General features: G+C 39.0%; 17 protein-coding genes. 7 read left to right on the forward strand and 10 right to left on the reverse strand.

All coding sequences use genetic code 11. The features are described 5' to 3' along the window. Positions 1–357: 357 nt before the first annotated feature. Both CXF93_RS13070 and CXF93_RS13075 read right to left on the reverse strand, forming a co-directional pair. Positions 358–1,833 carry a diguanylate cyclase domain-containing protein gene (locus tag CXF93_RS13070; RefSeq protein WP_101062930.1) on the reverse strand — a complete coding sequence of 492 codons (1,476 nt, stop codon included), beginning with the start codon at positions 1,831–1,833 and terminating at the stop codon, positions 358–360. Between the two features lie 310 nt (positions 1,834–2,143). Then, entirely contained in the window at positions 2,144–3,532 is a 1,389-nt protein-coding gene (locus tag CXF93_RS13075; protein ID WP_101062931.1) for a DASS family sodium-coupled anion symporter, read from the reverse strand. Between the two features lie 592 nt (positions 3,533–4,124). Here CXF93_RS13075 and CXF93_RS13080 point away from each other — a divergent pair. Both CXF93_RS13080 and CXF93_RS13085 read left to right on the forward strand, forming a co-directional pair. After that, on the forward strand, positions 4,125–5,789 hold the full coding sequence (locus tag CXF93_RS13080) for a GGDEF domain-containing protein (RefSeq protein ID WP_101062932.1): 1,665 nt from the start codon (positions 4,125–4,127) through the stop codon (positions 5,787–5,789). Positions 5,790–6,015: 226 nt separating this feature from the next. After that, positions 6,016–6,774 carry a hypothetical protein gene (locus CXF93_RS13085; protein WP_101063354.1) on the forward strand — a complete coding sequence of 253 codons (759 nt, stop codon included), beginning with the start codon at positions 6,016–6,018 and terminating at the stop codon, positions 6,772–6,774. Positions 6,775–6,856: 82 nt separating this feature from the next. On the opposite strand, the gene yeiP is transcribed toward CXF93_RS13085, so the two are convergent. Together yeiP and CXF93_RS13095 are read right to left on the reverse strand one after the other, a co-directional pair. Then, on the reverse strand, positions 6,857–7,429 hold the full coding sequence (gene yeiP / locus CXF93_RS13090; RefSeq protein ID WP_101062933.1) for an elongation factor P-like protein YeiP: 573 nt from the start codon (positions 7,427–7,429) through the stop codon (positions 6,857–6,859). Positions 7,430–7,621: 192 nt separating this feature from the next. After that, positions 7,622–8,218: a GNAT family N-acetyltransferase gene (locus CXF93_RS13095; RefSeq protein ID WP_101062934.1), complete on the reverse strand. Its 597-nt coding sequence runs from the start codon at positions 8,216–8,218 to the stop codon at positions 7,622–7,624. A gap of 329 nt (positions 8,219–8,547) precedes the next feature. On the opposite strand from CXF93_RS13095, the gene CXF93_RS13100 reads away from it, so the two are divergent. From CXF93_RS13100 to CXF93_RS13110, 3 genes are all read left to right on the forward strand, one after another. Beyond that, positions 8,548–10,269, forward strand: a complete 1,722-nt coding sequence (locus CXF93_RS13100) for a sensor domain-containing diguanylate cyclase (protein ID WP_232784200.1) — start codon at positions 8,548–8,550, stop codon at positions 10,267–10,269. 250 nt (positions 10,270–10,519) lie between these two features. Next, positions 10,520–11,560, forward strand: a complete 1,041-nt coding sequence (locus CXF93_RS13105; RefSeq protein WP_101062935.1) for an acyltransferase — start codon at positions 10,520–10,522, stop codon at positions 11,558–11,560. Positions 11,561–11,602: 42 nt separating this feature from the next. Beyond that, a complete protein-coding gene (locus CXF93_RS13110; protein ID WP_101062936.1) occupies positions 11,603–12,328 on the forward strand; it encodes a sulfite exporter TauE/SafE family protein in 726 nt (241 codons plus the stop codon). On the opposite strand, the gene CXF93_RS13115 is transcribed toward CXF93_RS13110, so the two are convergent. Then, positions 12,315–12,950 carry an HAD-IA family hydrolase gene (locus tag CXF93_RS13115; RefSeq protein WP_232784201.1) on the reverse strand — a complete coding sequence of 212 codons (636 nt, stop codon included), beginning with the start codon at positions 12,948–12,950 and terminating at the stop codon, positions 12,315–12,317. The two genes, CXF93_RS13110 and CXF93_RS13115, sit on opposite strands and share 14 nt — an antisense overlap. Before the next feature lie 9 nt (positions 12,951–12,959). Further along, positions 12,960–13,415: an HPP family protein gene (locus CXF93_RS13120; RefSeq protein WP_101062938.1), complete on the reverse strand. Its 456-nt coding sequence runs from the start codon at positions 13,413–13,415 to the stop codon at positions 12,960–12,962. Between the two features lie 94 nt (positions 13,416–13,509). Here CXF93_RS13120 and CXF93_RS13125 point away from each other — a divergent pair, with 94 nt between their 5' ends. Then, positions 13,510–14,082, forward strand: coding sequence for a TetR/AcrR family transcriptional regulator (locus tag CXF93_RS13125; RefSeq protein ID WP_101062939.1), 573 nt, complete (start codon positions 13,510–13,512; stop codon positions 14,080–14,082). Positions 14,083–14,140: 58 nt separating this feature from the next. Further along, positions 14,141–14,956, forward strand: coding sequence for an alanine racemase (locus CXF93_RS13130; protein WP_232784202.1), 816 nt, complete (start codon positions 14,141–14,143; stop codon positions 14,954–14,956). A 56-nt stretch (positions 14,957–15,012) separates the two neighbouring features. Here the strand turns inward: CXF93_RS13130 and CXF93_RS13135 are convergent, their stop codons facing one another. From CXF93_RS13135 to CXF93_RS13150, 4 genes are all read right to left on the reverse strand, one after another. Further along, positions 15,013–15,462 (reverse strand): GNAT family N-acetyltransferase, encoded by a 450-nt coding sequence (locus CXF93_RS13135; protein ID WP_101062940.1) that lies wholly within the window; start codon positions 15,460–15,462, stop codon positions 15,013–15,015. Positions 15,463–15,862: 400 nt separating this feature from the next. Continuing rightward, positions 15,863–16,495: a CAP domain-containing protein gene (locus CXF93_RS13140; RefSeq protein ID WP_198551657.1), complete on the reverse strand. Its 633-nt coding sequence runs from the start codon at positions 16,493–16,495 to the stop codon at positions 15,863–15,865. 42 nt (positions 16,496–16,537) lie between these two features. Then, positions 16,538–17,320 (reverse strand): hypothetical protein, encoded by a 783-nt coding sequence (locus CXF93_RS13145; RefSeq protein WP_101062941.1) that lies wholly within the window; start codon positions 17,318–17,320, stop codon positions 16,538–16,540. 118 nt (positions 17,321–17,438) lie between these two features. Then, positions 17,439–18,332 carry a TraB/GumN family protein gene (locus CXF93_RS13150; protein ID WP_101062942.1) on the reverse strand — a complete coding sequence of 298 codons (894 nt, stop codon included), beginning with the start codon at positions 18,330–18,332 and terminating at the stop codon, positions 17,439–17,441. Positions 18,333–18,379: the final 47 nt, after the last annotated feature.

Genomic DNA, 18,379 nt, shown 5'->3' on the forward strand with positions numbered 1-18,379 from the left:
AAAATGAAATCTCAAAGCACTATTTAAGCAACCTTACTCCGCACTCAGTCGTACTAAAAACAAAGTTAACACCTAGTTATAGACGTTTGAAATAGCCATTAAAAATTAATGAGTAACAATTTTGTTAGTAGCAAACGTTGGGACACGGAGATGCCAAACTACGAACTTTGCTTTGGTATATTAGGTAATAGGTAATAATAGGTAATAGTAACTGGGTTACTTTTAAATATGTAGGACAAGATAGCGGGCAGACTGCCAACGTTTTGTACCACGTTGCGTCCGCATAGTGAGAAGATTAAGACGTATACCGAAGTACTAACGCTAAGGTTATAGGCCGAGCTAGTAAGTCGCGATTAACTAAACATCCAGCGGTTCATTACTACTAAAATCAGCATAGAGCACACGATTCTTACCCGCTATCTTAGCTGTGTACAAGAGTTCATCAGCCTGTTTAATTACGCTTTTTATTGATTTAATTTGATCAATAGAAGACGTAGTCACGGCCCCACCAGACATAGTGACATAAAACTCAATGTCGTCACTATAATGCGGCAAGTTCGCCACCGTTTCACAGATACGTTCAAAGATATCAATTTGTTTGTTATCTTTGTTATAAGCAATCAACAAACCGAATTCTTCACCACCAAGACGTAACAAAATGTCTTGTTCACGGATTTGCTGCTTAATAGCGGTCGTCACGCGGATCAATACATCATCACCAACAGGGTGGCCGTAAGTATCATTAACATGCTTAAAGTTATCTAAATCGATAATCATAAAAGAATAAAACTGATGACGTTGAATGTTTTTCAGTTCAGCCCTAAAACCACGACGGTTTAGCAGTCCAGTCAAAGGATCATGGCATGATTCAGTCGCAAACTTCTTCGACGTAATGCGTAATTTCAAGGTATACAAGAACCAACCCGCAAGTACAATGGCCACAAAGTAAAATGTAATATCAATAAGGCTGTTTTTAATTAAATACCTTAATTTATCACTAACGGAATCAGGCATAACCAAACGTAAATTAGTGGTGAAACCATCATAGCTTAGCGGTTCACTAAGTACGCCAAGATCGGCACTCGGATTGGCATCATTAATAATATCGAAATCCGAGTTAATGCCAGCAACCAGCACTTCCCATAAGATATCCATATTAAGCACACCATAGAAGCTGTTATCCATAAAAATTGCGATAGAGAAAGTTAACACCTGTTTATTTAGGTTCACATCTGCATAGGGACCGGTGATAAATATCCGATTACCGAGGTCGTCGACAGTCACATTCAAGATTTTTTGCATATATGGTCGCGTAAATAGCTCGCGTTCAAATCCGGAACGTTTTAGCACTAAGCCATTATATTTCGGTGACGTAATGACAAATTTATCCATCGAAATAAAATACAAGCTAATGACATCACTTGAACGTCCGGCAAGAAAGGTCATCATAGGCGCAATTTTGATGGTTTCTTTGATCTTGTGGTGAAGAACAGTACCAGCCTCGCAGCCAGCCTTATCACTGACAACTAAGAAGTTAGTTTCAAAGGTATACATCTGTTCAGGGGTTGGGTTCTTCGCGATCTGGCAAATATCATCATCTGCATAGGTGAAATTAAGCTGGTTATCATCTATTAGTTCAGCATCTGATACACTCAGTTGTGACATACCATATTGAATGGCTTGTAGTTGATAAAACAACTCACCCAAGCGTCTTTCTGCAATCTGAAATGATTGATCAAAGCTGTCTAACTGTTTGATTTCAGATCGATTTATCTGATAATAAATGATAGTACTAATGATGACAACTAAATAAATAGTAACTCTAAATTTCACAATATACCCGTTAACCACACATTTTATGCGGAATATTTTTGGGTCATGATCATATACTTATTCAATTGGTATTTCTATAGCTAGTAATGTAAGTGTCTGTCAGTGCCATATGATATTAACTAAAGATGTATATTAGAAGCGCAACATATTAAAAACGATCGCAAAACACCCGTTATACCAATCAGCACCTTCATTATATTTGCAAAAATAAATGCTAAAAAAGTAAGGCCTCCGTAACAGAGGCCTAGATATGATTCACTCTATGTTATTAACTGAGTGTTATTAACTCGGCAGTGCATTAATTCACGTATTATGACCAGAATACCCATGCCACGATTGATAAGATAAAGATACAAATCAAGTTAAGGTAAATACCTACACGCATCATCTCTGACTGCTTAATATGCCCGGTACTAAATACAATCGCATTAGGCGGCGTGGCAACAGGTAGCATGAAGGCACAAGACGCTGCAATCGCAATTAACGCCGACAACACAATCGGTGACATACCGAGTACTTCAGCAACACCAGCAAATACCGGAATTAACAGTGCCGCACTGGCCGTGTTACTGGCAAATTCAGTTAACATCACCACAAACGCAACAAGGGTTAAGATAATTATCATCATCCCCGCTTGTGACAATACATCACTCAAGCTTTCCGCTAAGAAGACGCTCGTCCCTGTCGCTTTTAAAATATTGCTTAAACAAATACCACCACCAAATAATAGCAATACACCCCAATCCGTGGTTTTCTCAATATCTTTCCAATGAACCACACGCGCGACACCCACTAACACAATAGCCATAAGCGCAACTAAGGTATCAAACTTAGAAAAGCCACCTAGCATGGCATTAATTGGTTTACTGAATATCCATAAAAAAACCGTTAATGAGAAGATAGCAAGCGTGACAATTTTACCTTTATCCCATGCGATTGGTTGGTGGTCCAATTCAAATACTTCATTAAGGTTCGGTTTCAGTAACATGTACAGCACACCGACTGTCACAGGTAATAAAATTAAGGTAATTGGCACGCCATAAGACATCCATTCGGTAAAACTTAAATTAAGCTGAGCCGCGGCAATCGCATTCGGCGGACTGCCCACAATAGTAGCAATACCACCGATACTGGCGCAATAAGCGATACCCAGTAACACAAATACATAAGTATTATGACCGGTCTTGGTATTCACTTTATTCAGTACGCCCAGCACTAACGGTAACATCATTGCGGTTGTCGCCGTATTACTGATCCACATAGACAGACCCGCGGTTACACCAAATAGCATGAAAACAGCAACATCCATTCGGCCTTTTGCCAGCACCAATACTTTATCGGCAATAGCTTTGTCGAGCTCTTGTCGATGTAACGCGGCCGCTAGCGCAAACCCCCCCAGGAACAAAAAGATAATTGGATTGGAAAAGTTGTTAAGTGCCGTTTGGGTATTAAAAATGCCAAATACCACAGCAAGAACAGGCACTAAAATAGCGGTAATGCTGACGTGTAACGCTTCAGTCAACCACAAAATAGCAATAAAACTTAAGATACTAAGCCCTAATACCACGTCTTTCTCAAAGGGTAAGAAGTTATATAATAGGGCAAATAAAATGACATCCAAGATAATAATAATGCTGTTTTTATTTGTCAGCCACTCCATTGTATTTGTGGGTAGCGGTAAACTTTCATTTTTGTTCATGTGAGTTCCATTCTCCTAATGAATATGCATTTGTAAGTACTCCAATAGGGCTATTCTCACACGGTTATAATGATATTGTTATTATTCGTGGGAATTATCAGGACTAAAATGACAAGAATATTCAATAAAGCGAGTTCACTCACATTTTACAAGGTTATTGCTATTTTTTAACCAGTTAGGTTCAAATGAAAAACAACTGATTAACATTGTTATCTACATGTATTATGTAACTTAGTGTAATCCTTCGATAAATATTGACACTGCAAAGGTTAATATCGTTTCATTATAACGATTCGTTCGCGCCATCCTTGAGAACACACGAGTGTAGAGAGAGCCTTAGATTAAGGCTAAAAAACAACAGCACAGAGTAACTGACTTACAGTTTAAATTATGAAAAACAAACTTTCCATAAGGTATTTTATACACTTGAAAAACCTCAATATCGTTAAGGTTGTTAAGTATTTGTAATGAAAGAAATTGCATATAACACATACACCAATGCCTATTTCTTCTCATTGAAGATCCAACCATAAAATGTTAGCTTAATCCATGATTTCATACGAATTACTTTAATGGAATATTGTCAGTTAAAATGAATTTATCCTTATTTCGCAAGCTAGTACTATTAATTACAATGCTTGTTTCTTGCCAGGTCAACGCACTCGATACCATTAATTTGGATCTAAGATGGGATCACCAATTTCAATTCGCTGGTTATTACGCCGCAATTGAGAAGGGTTATTACCGAGATGAAGGTATCAAAGTCAATTTGCGTGCTGGCTCTGCAAATAAAGATAATATTGACGAAGTTGTTAGCGGCCGAGCCGACTTTTCAATTAGCAACAGCGAACTTATTCTTGCACGCTTGCAAGGCAAACCGGTTGTCGCGCTATCAGCGCTATTCCAATATTCTCCCGAGATCTTACTTAGCTTAAAAAGCAGCGCTATTAATTCACTCTCAGACCTAAAAAATAAAATAATTGCAACAAACAGTGGTCAACTAGAACCATATTTATTAACCATGTTAGAAATGCAGGGCGGCTCTCGAGGTAACCCCCCCTCGGTGATAAAAAAGTCTGACTTTGAGCTAGATTCACTCATTACAGGTGAGGTAGATGTGATAACGAGCTACTTAACCAACCAGCCTTACACGCTCAATAAAATGGGCATTGATTATAAAGTCATGGATCCGCAAGCATACGGTATTAATTTTTACAGTGACTTTCTATTTACCAGTGAACAATTCATGTCTAAAAACTATCGTTTGGTCGAGCGCTTTAAACGCGCCTCATTACGAGGTTGGGAATATGCACTGGCAAACCCAGATGACGTTATCCCTGTCATCTTAGCTAAATACCCCACCACAAAATCTGCTAACGCGCTGCGTTATGAAGCGAAAATGATGGTCACATTAATGCGTAACGATCTTGTCGAATTAGGTCATATTAACCCAACACGTATTAACGCAATGGCAGAATCAACGATTGAGTTCAGCGAGCAAAGCTATGACCTTGCCTCTATGGATGGTTTTCTAGCGTCAACAGAAGATAAAAGCATCCTACAATTCCAGTGGCGATTACGTTTTTTACTGCTGTTTTTTATCATTGCAGCCTGTATCATTGGCCTTTATTTTCGCTTGCATAAAAAATTGCGTCACGAAATCAAAGAGCATAGGTTGTTAGCCAGTCAATTAAAAGCGGCTGTCAATACCGACCCGCTGAGCGGCATATATAACCGCCGTAAATTTGCCAAATGCTACAAGCATGAAACAGAGCGTTCACAGCGATATGGTGGCAAGTTCAGTATTGTCATGATCGACATTGATACCTTTAAGCAAACCAATGATACTTATGGTCATGAATTTGGTGATGAAGTAATTAAAAAAGTGGCCAGTATTCTTGCTGACGGTGTACGAGATATAGATACCTGCGCCCGTTATGGTGGCGAAGAATTTATCTTACTATTACCAAATACAGATGAGTATGCATCGGGAATTTTAGCTGAACGCTTACGTAAAAAAATAGAACAGTGCATTTTCATTGCCCCGAATGACGATACGCTTACGATAACCTGCTCATTTGGTGTTGCTCAATTCCAAGGGGATTTAGCGCCTAAGTCACGTTTGGGAACACAAAACAGTCAGCATGAAGGAACGATATCATGCGCAGATAAAGCCTTGTATGTCGCCAAGAAAAATAGCCGAAATCGTGTTTGTTATTGGTCTGTGATATCAAGCGAACTTGAGCTGAGTGCTTAGTTAGAACAAATGAGATGAGGTAAATTAACTCTATTACTTAAGCTAAATTCCACGGTTGATTTAAAGCAAGTGGTTTTACTCATATTTACGTTTATTTTAAACATAAGCACCAATAAGAGTGAATACACTAAATAATCCGTGTATTATGCACAACTTAGGCATCATTAAGAATGCCATGCATGATGAGTTAATGTTTAATTTAATAAGGGATAAAAGTTTGAATTTAATGTTCATGGAAATCGGTATTCTACTTTTTTTATTTTCGCTGATTATTTTTGCAATTATCAAACAAACAAAAAAAATGATATCAACCAAAAAACGTCAAATTTTATCGAAACACTACAAGCGTATCACTGACACCGATGCGGTGTTAAAATATGCTACATCGCTGTCGTTCAATGCTCGCCTTATTATTTTATTACATGAACGCGTCGTTTCATCTCTGCATGCTATTTTAGCCGTTGACCCTAAGCATGAAAACGTGAAAATCAATATAAGCCAGCATCGCAGTCATATATCGACAGCGAAAATAACACAGTCAACAGGTGTTTTTGTAGAACCGTCAGACGAACGTATTGCCATCGATTTGGCCCGTAGTATCTCTCGCCTTAAGAATATATTACGTGATGAGTTAACACAGAAAAATATCACCTTAGAGGATTGTCTAGCTGAAGAAAAAAAGCTGGAACAACTACGTTTTAAATTACGTCTTAGTAACTGTCTCATTAAAGCAGAATTATTCTTTCAGCAAGAGAAATACAGCATTACTGAAAAAATGTTAACTGATAATCTAGCATTACTAGAATCGATTGAGGTTAAAGATGAATATCTCATCGAAAAATTTAATAAGATGACCATTTTATTAAATAAAGCAAATTTTGAAGTATCGTTAATTGAACTTCAAAAAGAGTCAGAAGAAAAAGAAATACCAAACGATCAGACATCGCTTGAGGCCTTATTTGAGCAAAAACAGAAGCATATTTAAAAAATAGATTAAACTAAAAAGGCCCGTTATCTGCTTAAGATAACGGGCCTTTTTTAATACCTAGTCTATTTAAAATAGGCTATTACTTATCTGCACGACTCATGAATTTATGGTCAGTCGTATTGATTTTAATTTTTTCGCCACTTGCGATGTATTCTGGTACTTGGATAGATAAACCAGTAGACATAATTGCAGGCTTAGTACGTGCGCTTGCAGAAGCACCTTTAATTGAAGGGTCAGTTTCAGCAATAACCATTTCAACAGCAGAAGGTAGTTCGATTGATACCGGCTTGCCATCAACGATTAACACTTGAAGACCTTGTGTGTCTTCTGTGATAAATAATAATTCATCTGCAATTGCTGCTTTGTCTAAGCTGTAAGGTGTGTAGTCTTCTGTATCCATGAATACATACTCTTCGCCATCAGCGTAAGAAAATATAACTTGGTTACGAGTCAAATCAGCTAGGTTAAGATTGTCGCCGTCTTTGAAAACTTCATCAATCTTTGCACCCGTTACTACGTCGTACATACGCATACGGTAGATACTGCCACCAGCACGGCCTTGTGGTACAGAACGTTCGATATCACGGATGATGTATACGCCGTTATTATATTCAACAGCGGTATTCTTTTTAATATCACTTGCCTTTGGCATTGTCGTTATTCCTAATAGTAAATAGTGTATAGAAAATAGCATAAAGGATAAATCAGACCAAGTGTTGCGATCATGAAGCGCTGACTTCTTCACCATTTTTAACGACTTTATTGTATTACGAAACAAATATGGTCAATCAACTCGTCTTGGCGAGCCAATTTTCAAGCCTCTTTCTCTCAATCAAAGGTCTATTTAACGATTCATGTTATAGCGTAAACTGTGCTTCACCATCGGCCATTCATGATCAATAATTGAAAATACGACCGTATCTCGATAGAAACCATCTTTATCTTTTTTGTGATTACGCAGTACCCCATCCTGTTTAGCACCTAAACGGGCAATGGCAGCACGCGAAACATGGTTATGCCAATGAGTGCGTAATTCTATCGCTATTACATTTAACTGTTCAAATGCATGCTGTAATAATAAGTACTTACATTCTGTATTCACACCGGTCTTTTGATAGCGTTTCGCATACCAGGTATAACCAATTTCAACACGGTCATTTTCAGGGGGTATTTCGCATAACCGCGTTGATCCGATAATGCCACCGGTACTATTATCCACAACTACAAAAGGTAACGCTTTACCCAGAGAATGATCATTCAGGGCTTTTTCGATATAGCCATCAATGGTGTCTGCAGACGGCACACTGGTAAACCATAAATCCCACAAGTTACCATCTGCTGCCGCATCGATTAATGCACTCGCATGTTTGCGTTGCAACGGGATAAGCGTCACTTTGCTACCAATCAGTTTGGTTTCTTCTAACCAAGTATCATTATCCATATTCAATATTCCTTCAAATTGTTCCACTAGCGATCTACCTTATAAATAAGGCACTACAAGCTACAAATGAATAGAAAAAAACAATTTATCCACAAATAGGTATCTGACATGCATTAACATTAGCTATCTAATTAATATAATTAGCATTTTATAAAATATAAGTATATATAAAGATACTTTCACTATATTAATGTATATGATTTTTTATCAATTTAGTTTTAGTATTTTATCGCACTTAAAATGCCATTTACATAGTGAATGCATTCACTTAAAGTGCTGTCACCAGTTCGAATAATAGATAAAATCGGCTCGCTCTTCTAGGTTATGTAATGAAAAGAAATGTAATAAGTAAAAAATGGATGTACTTCCCAATTGTCAGCATGTTGATTTCTACAATCATCGGGTTATTTATCTTCAATTTAACACTATCAAATTGGATAGAAGAAAAAATAGAAGCGGGTTTAGCAAGTGAAATCACCAGAATTACCCATAAACTGCAAGCCTCAGACTTGCCTTTTAACGATCTTGAAAAACTTGATATTTACATCAAAACAGATATTGAATTAAGCCGTCAGAACCACATCACCTTAATTGCATTTGATGGTACGGTTTTAGCTGACAGTGATATTTCATTGATTGAAGTCATGAACATTGAGAATCACCTAAATCGTAAAGAAATTGTTGATGCGAAAAATAACGGCCATGGCACGACAACTCGGTTTAGTACCAGCCGCTTTAAAGACTTACTTTATTCTGCCAATTCATTCTCCTACAAAGGCGAAAACTACATCCTTCGTGTTGCTACGCCGTTAACGCGTATTGAATCGATGGCCAACGAATTGATGACCATTCTGGCATTGTTAATGACGATTAGTTTGGGCTTAGTGACGGCATCAACATTGCTTAGTAGTAAGTTAATGAATCAACAAGTGCAGCATGAAAAAGACTTACAAGAAAGTAAGATTGAACAGCGCACCTTGGAAATTGAATTATTACGTCGCCTGACGAATATGCTCGCGGCCTGTAATTCGATTGATGAAGCGCAAATGATTGTGGAAGATATTATTCCGCGCATCTTAGGCAATGTGAATGGTGTGGTATCACTAATCCGCTCGTCTCGAAATCAACTACTGGTTAAATTGGACTGGGGCGGCGCTTGGCCTGGCAGTAAAACTTACGCACCTGAAGAATGCTGGGCACTACGTAAAGGTAAATTCCACCTTGCCAATGACAAGTATACCACCTTGCCTTGCTCGCACATGGCTGAAGCACAGACTGAGCACCCTGAAGCAAATCAGACACTATGCATTCCACTTGTCGCGCACGGTAATACCATTGGCATGATGCATCTATACTCAGGTGATCAAGACCTAAGTAACGAGACTCAACAACTGGCGTTTACTGTTGCCGAGCATTTAGGCTTAGCCCTTGCTAACTTGAACATTCAAGAAAAACTGCGTGAACAGGCAATTAGTGATCCGCTTACTGGTTTATATAACCGTCGTTACTACGAAGAAACAATTAACCAAGAGTTAATGCGCGCAAAACGCTACAAACAAGAACTTTCATTGTTAATGCTCGATTTGGATCACTTCAAGTTGTTTAATGATAACTATGGTCATGACGCTGGTGATTACGTGCTTAAAACCATTGGATCTCTGCTGATCGAATCAATGCGCGGTGAAGATACAATTTGCCGTCTTGGCGGTGAAGAGTTCATCATTATTTTACCAGAGACGGGCATCGAAGCAGCAAGACAAATTGCCAATGCGCTATGTAAGTCTATCAATGGTCTACATTTAGCGATGAAAGATTTGTCTTTAGGTAAACTAAGCGTATCAATTGGTATTTCGACTTATCCGATTAATGGCATGCAAAAAGATGAGTTAACTAAACTTTCTGATGTTGCGTTATATGAAGCAAAAGAACGTGGTCGTAATCAATCTTGTCACTACAGTGATTTAATCATCATGGGTGATGAAGTCGTTACTCCTACAAAAGTGATTGCTCAAGATGACAAAAATCTAGAAACACATGTTATCGATATCTAATAATGAAATGGGGCCTTCGGGCCCTTAAATTCACCTCTCGCTCACCACCCGCCTTCACAACCCCATCACACATGAACAGCTAAATTTTTCCGCTAACATTCTCCACTAATATTGTCTCACCCAAAAATCATCAGTAGACGGCACTAGGCTATTTCTCTAGTATGTTTATTTTACATGGTACTAACCGTATCTATATTATAATTAAAGCATTACAACGCGACTGCCAGTTAATTTAATAAGGAATTTATTTATGGGCCAAGAACGTCCGTCTATTTTTTATATCGACTTTCTTCGATTTATTGCCGCTTTTGCTGTAATAGCTATACATGTACTAGGCCCTTTTCGCTTTTTATATGGCGATATTCCGCATTCTGATTGGCTAGCAGCAAGTGGCATTAATAGTGTGACACGCTGGGCAGTACCGGTATTCATGATGATCACTGGCGCGTTATTATTATCCACTGAACGGGCATTCAATTGTGAAGATTATTTAGTTAAGCGCTTATCAAAAGTGGCTGTTCCTTTCATCGGATGGACATTAATTTACGCTGTCGTTGGCGGTTTTTTTATGAATGATTTACTCACCAGCACTTGGTCTGTCAGCGAGACTATGAATATCCTCTCTAGCGCGCCGAATGATCCCGTTTGGTATCATCTGTGGTTTTTCTATGACTTCATTCCCTTGTATTTTGTTATTCCTTTGCTGATTCCGTTATTGAAAAAAGCCACGCCGGAGTTAATTAAACTGTTGTTAGTCACTTGGATGGTATTGTTTTCAATGAAGTGGTTAAAGGTAGATAGCTTTTTACAAGAAAATTTAATTTTGTATACTGGTTACTTAATTTTAGGTTGGTATCTATTTAATCGAGATAACAAGCCGCAGCTAAAATATTGGGTAATAGCCGGTATCAGCATGCTGGTGTTTAACTTCTTCGGCACTTGGCAGTTAGCAATAGACACAGGTAAATACAGTAGTTTATTCATGGGTTATAAAACCCTTAATACTGTTTTGATTGGTGGCATGTTGTTTGTATTAGCACAGACTTATGCTGATAAGATCCAAGGCCAGTTTAGAGCCTTCGTACTCATTATTTCAAAATACAGCTTGGGTATTTACTTACTCCATCCGCTGCTATTAATTCCGGTAAGACAGCTAGATAACGGCTTTTACAGTGCTTTTGGCAGCAACTGGTTAGCGATCCCCATCATTACGCTAGTGACAATGATATTGTCATTAATGTGTACGATGATGTTAGTTAAAATACCAGTGATTAACCGCCTAGTACCGTGAGCAAGTTAGATATAGCGGTACTTATAGATAGGAATAGACGTTTTGCCCGTTGAATATACACTCGGATTAGCGTCGTTCCTTACCTCTGTTATTGCTGGAGTGCTAGGCTTTGGCGGCGGCATGTTGCTGATTGCCCTACTCCCGTTATATTTACACCCGAGTACGATCATTCCTATTCATGGTATTACTCAGTTAGCCAGTAATTCATCGCGCATGCTGTTTTCCATTAAAGACGTGCAGTGGTCACTATTACCTAAGTTCCTTGTTGGTTCCTTAGTCGGCACTATATTATTTGGCTTATTACTGGCTAATATCTCAAGCACTTATATCCCTATTGCTATTGGTATCTATATCTTGCTAAATCTATGGAGTACGCGTTTTTCGAGCTTCATTAGAAAATACGAGAGCTATTATATCATTGGTTTATTACAAACAGGTTTAGGTCTTATTGTCGGTGCCACAGGACCTATAGCAACGAGTGTATTAACCAAAGAGCTTACTTGTAAGAATCAGATCATCGCCACCAGTTCGACGTTTATGAGCATTAGTCATGTGGCGAAAATTTTAGTATTTGGCTTCATTGGATTTTCATTTTTTGAACACGCAAGCTTACTCATTTACATGGTACTAGGCTCAATCATCGGCTCATACGCAGGCACTAAATTACGTAGCCTCGCAGACAACAATCATTTATTATTCATCATTAAATTATTACTGAGCCTGTTAGCGATAAAAATGATAGTAGCAGTGATCACTAACTACCATTGAGCAACCTTGGTAGTTCATCCATAGCGTTGAAAGTTACTACGGATGAAAAAGCACACGTTTGATTAAAACGATTATAAAACAATGTCTGCATACCAGCATTATAGCCAGCTTCAACACCAACCAGACCATCCTCAATAACGATGCAATCTTTACTATCAAAGCCCATACCTTTTGCAGCAAATGTATAGATGGCAGGATCTGGTTTCCAAATACCGATATCGTATGCGCTGTAGATATTAGAACCAAAATAGCGAGTTAAACCGCACAATGCTAATGCTTGCTTCATTTTGTCAGCTGGTCCATTAGACACAACCGCTTTAGGGCCAGGAAGTAAGTCTAACGCCGCTTTTATCCCAGCTATTGGTTGTAACTCTGAATCAAATAGCCCTGCGACGACAGTTCGGTATTCTGCTACAAAGTGACTCGGTAATGTAACACCAAACTCTGCAGACAATTGTTCAAATACTTTAGCGAGTTCCCAACCCCGATATTGAGCCATCAGTTCGTCAGCATCAAGTTTTATGCCAAGTTCATCAAACTTAATGACGACGCCTAAGTTACTCAGCCTTTCACTGTCAACCAAAGTACCGTCACAATCAAACAGTAAACATTTTGTCATCATATTCCTTTATTAAGTTCTCTCAAAATACGCTAACCTCAATTTATTTAATACTAAACCTAAACAAACAATTATGCATGCTCCGATCAACACAGGGCTAAATAAGAATGCCCAGCTTTGGCCTGATAACATGATGAGCATCGGATTTGCGCCAGCGGGTGGATGCGTTGTTTTTGTAAGCAGCATAACACTGACCGCCAACCCTGTTGCAAGTGCCAGAGACCAAGGTGAAACGCCAACATATTCAACAAACAAGACACCGATTAATGCCGTTAAAAAATGTCCAATAATCACATTTTTTGGCTGTGCTAGCGGACTTTTAGGTACACCGAAGACCAAAACAACTGAGGCTCCAAAGGGCGCCATTAACCAAAATGTAGCACTTGTAACACTGTCAAGATAAGCCAAAACACCAATAGTGAGTGTGGCAAAGGTTCCTGCAATTAACGAAAAGATAATGTGATTCATATTACTTCCCCCTCAAGTAGACCAGTCTGTCTACCCTGACATAGTAGACAGACTGGTCTACATGTGTCAACATATTTCATAATAGGAGTTATTCATGAATGAAAAAAAATTAATATTAATTCAAACCGCCTTACAGCTCTTTTATACTCACGGGATTAATTCGGTTGGGATTAATGAAATTTTGAAGCAATCTGGTATAGCGAAGAAAACGCTATATAATCATTTTTCTAGTAAAGATGATCTTGTATTAGCAACACTTATATATCGAAACGACATTTTTAATCAATGGTTTAAAATGACCCTTGATAGTGAATCCTCTGGTGAAAAATCCATACTTGCGCTTTTTTACGGTTTAGATGATTGGTTTAATAACAAAGTGCCAGAACTTAGCGTATTTAGAGGTTGTTTCTTTATCAATACGGCAGCCGAATACAGTGTTGTCGACTCTCCAATTCGTCAATATTGTCGTTCACATAAACAAGAAATAAGATCATTAATAACCAACAAAATTCGTTTATTTATAGAAGCACCTGAAGAAATTAGTACGCTTACGGACATTATTTTTATGCTTAAAGAAGGGGCTATTGTTTCAGCTTTAGTTGAAGGAAACAAAAATGCAGGAAAGTCATGTATTCCCGTTGTGACAAGGTTACTGAATATTAAATAAGGCACTTTCATAGTAAAATGTCCGCAAAGCTAAGATCTTAAAATTAGCACCAGAAACAATGCTCGTCGTGGACTCTGAAGCTAACCTAACTCAGTTAAACCAATTGGGCTGCGAACTTAATATCAGTATTAACCTGCTGGTTGATATAGACGCCGGTATCGGTCGAACAGGCGCTTCTTTTGACACAGCCTTAGACTTAGCGCTATTTGCACATAACAATGCGTACACTACGCTTAAAGGCATTCAGTGTTACGCTGGACATTTCCAACACATTTTTGATAATGACGAAAGAAAACAAGCGTCAGCGGCGCTATTGAATAAAGCCGGTAAGTTAAAGCAAGATATAGAGCTGGCAACAGGTTTAGTTAATCTGATCCAGTCAGGCTCAGGTACAGGTACCGATGAAATAGACAGTGATATAGCCTCTGTGACCGAAATACAGCCCGGTTCATACACAGTGATGGATAAGGAATATTTCGATATTGAATATAGTGTCGGTAACAGTACTGATAATCGTGCTGGTCATTTTCAACCTGCGATGACATTACTGACTAGTGTTATCAGTGCAAACCATAGCACCCATGTCACAGTGGACGCGGGCACCAAAGCCTTGTACAAAGAAGCCACTCATCCACAAATCATCAGTCATGATGGCCGTAACTGTGATGCTCTAAGCTATGAATGGCATTATTTTGGTGACGAGCACGGTAAAGTATCGGGTGAGAACTTACCTAACGTCGGTGCTGTCATTGAAATGATTGTACCGCATTGCGATCCCACTATTAACTTGCATGACAATTCTATGTGGTTGAAAATGAAATTGTTGTCGACGTTTGGGATATCGCACTGCGCGGTAAACTCGCTTAGCCCTTAAAGTATAGTGATACAGTGATGCACTCTATGCGCATATGTTATATGTGTCGGCCAATGTCACACAGTAAGCTCCATGGGTACATAGCGGATACCATTAATACTCTGCTCCTCCGACATCGCTATAAAGCCTACTTTGCTATAAAACCCAAGTGCGTAGATAGAGGCTTTAACGCGAATTAATCTTGCCCCACTAATGGTTTTCATTGCCTCGACGAGTTGTTTCGCAACACCAAAACCATGATATAGAGTCTTCACATAAAGTTGACCAATATAGTTTCCTTCTCGCCAAGCTATGTAACCAATAATCTCATTGCCAATAACGGCCTTAACCGCTGAATAAACGTCGGTATTAATTACCTGTTCGATATCAGATTTAAGCGCACTTCTAATGGCTTCCTTACCCTGTTTATCCAGCAAAGGTACAACATGTTCTTCATTAACTGACACTGCTAATACAAGGAGCGTATCGAGATCCTTGAGAGTCACTTTTTCAAACGAAAATTCCATTTTTAATCCTGTGGTGTTGTCTGTTGAATGAAGACGACCTGCGCAGCGTAAAATAACAGCGTGCATCTAAAACTTTATTTTTCTTTATTTATTTATTGATAAACAATAGTTTATCAATTTTGGAAAGTAAGGTAAACGACCCCTTTATTAACCGACATGACATTAGTCAATTACTTGAATTAAACACTTGGTTATAGTGGTTGAGTATTTTGCTTAACACTAAATTAATCGAATAAAGAGGATATTATTATGAGTTGTTGTGGTGGCTGCGGCGGACAAGATCATGAAGAAACTAAGAAAGTTGAAGAAACAGAACAAGATTCAGAGTAGTTAATAATACTGACTCTTTAAATAAAGACCTTACTTATCATTAGTAGGGTTTTTTGCTATAAGGGCTTCGCTAAAAAGGGGTCGCTAATACTTGCGTCCAATAAATCCCGTAATAGGAATTTTTATTGCTATAAGACGCCATACCCATCTGCGAATACTCCGCATCCATAATATTCAAGCAATGCCCTTTACTGCCTAACCAACCATTAATCACCACACTCGCTTCAAGCTGACCTGCAGCAATATTTTCTCCCGCTGCACGCCAATTATACCCCGCAGCATAAGTACGCTCCCCGACTCGATTACCTTGTTTATCTCGATGATTAAAGTAATCACCTTCTGCCATGTTTTGTGAATGAGCATAAGCCGATTGCTGTAATTGCTCATTCCATATCACAGGGGCCACGGCAGGCATTTTGCGATTACCGCAAGTATAACCGCCTACACGCGCAGCATTCACTGCGGCTAACATCTTACGTTTAAAGCCGGGCGTTGGCTCTGGACCAAGCCTTCGAGTTGGCTTTGAGATAGCTGGTGTAACTTGCTCAATCGCTTTATCCGGTGATACAGCCTCGCTATTAGTATTATCATATCGACCATCGCTGGCACATGCGCTTAGCAATACGGCCATCGCACAAGTCATGCTCCATTTCGACATCGCTTTCGATTGAAGTTTCACTTTAACTCGTCCAAATTTGATCATTCACCCTCTCATTCTTATCTACGTTGCGGTATAGCTGCAGTGTCATGACGACTTCAATTCAAATAGCTGTTGTAAACGCGCTGGTTGTCGATCAATTTGCTTTAATGCTTGTTTAAAATCACGCCTTAAATAACCTTTTAAATTACGTGTTGCGTCTCCTGTAGGAATACCTTTCAATCGGCAAAACAAAGCTAATGCAAACACCACGTTGTCTTCTGACAAGCTTGCTTGTCGATTGGCTTGAGCATTATAACAACTGCCACAGCCGCCTCTAAAAGTATAAGCAGAGTTCGCCATCATCACACCAAAACCCATAAAAATAGCCACGATCTCGGTGCTGGTATTAAAATCCTCAGCGCCACCCGGTGGTAATTGCTGTGACTGTGCCACCACATGTTGCGCTAAGTGATGGGCATAACTAGAGGCTAAATCACCCGGTTTAGATGCTTGTTGTGGATTATACGTCATCGCCAAAGGCTGAGCTGCCACTAACGCAGGTAAGGTGCTTATCCCTGAAGAATTTCGTTGCACAGCGGATAAATCAAGTAATGCTGGCGGTTGCGGACTAAATAATTGCGGTGCTTGTAATTGTAGCGGCCAATGACTCAACCCAGCATATTTGACCACATGGTTAAAGATGGTTTCAGCCATGCCTTGACGACTGTCGATATTACCCGGAAAGAAGTCATTAGTTGGTTGGATCAACTGACTGCGCTGAAAGAATTCTTGTTGGTCGAAATGAGTTAACGCCCACTCAAAAGTGTCAAACATCCATTCACAACTGTCGTCATCAATAAGTGGCTTAAAACGAAAAAAATTCAGCATTGGTTGTCTTTAAAGTGATAATTAGATAACAAACATCATATCCTAACTATCAATATCGACCAATAAACCAATGCCAATTTTTACTGACGAGTGACTAACTCGTCAGTTTATCTGCCTTTTACAGTTGCTTCACCGTATAACCAGCCGCTTGCAATTGCTGTAATAAACCATCTTTACCGACTAAATGCAGCGTGCCTACCAATACCAACTCCGTCTGTTGGTTGTTAAACATAGCTTCAATTTGCGGCATCCAATTATTATTACGCTGCACTAACAGTGATTGATAGATGTCAGGAAAATCGGCAATTAAAGGAGTAATAGCAAGATCAACTAGCGCTTGAGGATCACCATCCCGCCACGCGGTTTTCATCTCAGTCATAAACGTCGGTAATGTTTTGATATCTTCAAGACTATAACGGATCAGTTCGTCTTCTTTACCTTTTCCCAGGCCTGCAATAAACGCTAATTGTTCCTCTACCGTCTCTAATTTACCTAACGCTTTACCGTCAGTAACAGCTTTTTCGTTATAGTGTTTATCAACTCCAATACCAGTAAAGTTAAGTCTTTGCAGCTCAACCATGGTTAACATTAACGAGATCATACTGGGTTTAAAGTTATTAATAACTTGCATACCAATACCACGAGACTCACAAAATGCTGCCAACTGCTGGTATGTATCAGGGCTTAAATGTTGCGTTACATCTTGGCCTTTAGGATAACTCAGCTCGCTTAACATGCTTTGCTGAAACTCAGGGCTGTCTAATTTCGCCATATCCGTTTCTAATACCAATACATCAGTCAATGCATAGGCACGGTCAAATTCAACGGGTAAAGGATAATCTTCAGCCGTTAAAACGTGTACAGTGCCACCTAAGTAGATACTGTTTTTACCGTTACTGTTTGTACTGTTATCTACCCGAATAATTTCCCAAACCGATGAGGTTGCGTGTGCAGAATTAGCGGCACCCAAAAGTAGCATCGAAAAGACATAACATAATTTAGCTATTTTCATTAAAACCTCTAATTTAAAATCGTGTTTATCGCCATGACCATAAGTAC

It is taken from the genome of Moritella sp. Urea-trap-13 (genome assembly GCF_002836355.1).
In the GTDB taxonomy this organism is placed as follows: domain Bacteria; phylum Pseudomonadota; class Gammaproteobacteria; order Enterobacterales; family Moritellaceae; genus Moritella.